The organism is Peribacillus frigoritolerans (assembly GCF_030676415.1).
Classification (GTDB): Bacteria; Bacillota; Bacilli; order Bacillales; family DSM-1321; genus Peribacillus; species Peribacillus frigoritolerans_A.
Genome location: NZ_JAUUTW010000098.1, coordinates 1 through 485 on the forward strand (window position 1 = coordinate 1; position 485 = coordinate 485).

The window sequence follows — 485 nt, forward strand, 5'->3', positions numbered from 1 at the left end:
TAGATAATAAGTTTATGTAATCAACCTTTTCTAAGTCATTTAACTCGTCAAAGCACTTAATATGGCGTTTAGATGCTAAAATTACTAAACCTTTAATGGGATATGCAACGTCTTGGTGAGCATGAAAATATTCAGTTTCGACTATTACACCACCATCCGGCTCTACTTCCCCACTTGTTAAAGCACAACTTAAACATTCGACTTCAACTGTTTTTCCATTAGACAAAGTAATTTCCCTCATAATTCCCTCCAAAAACATAATATTATCTCTCTTAAAAAGATAAAAATAAACAAACCCTTGTTGAGCTAACCTGCCCCGTTAGTGGCATAAGAAAAAAGGCTGCCGCAGCAACCCTTGTTATTGAAGTAAAGCACCCATTAGTTCGATTCACTTATTTCTAGTATATTCTGGAGTATCAAAGAGTGGACATTCCTCATATTGCTTTTCCTTTGCTAGAATAAAGTAAATCCCAAGAATAAAAGTA

1 pseudogene is annotated in these 485 nt (G+C 34.6%); it reads right to left on the minus strand.

Annotated elements, in window-relative coordinates:
* Nucleotides 1-241, minus strand: a pseudogene (locus tag Q8G36_RS28630) (HIT family protein); the annotation flags it as partial.
* Nucleotides 242-485: the final 244 nt, after the last annotated feature.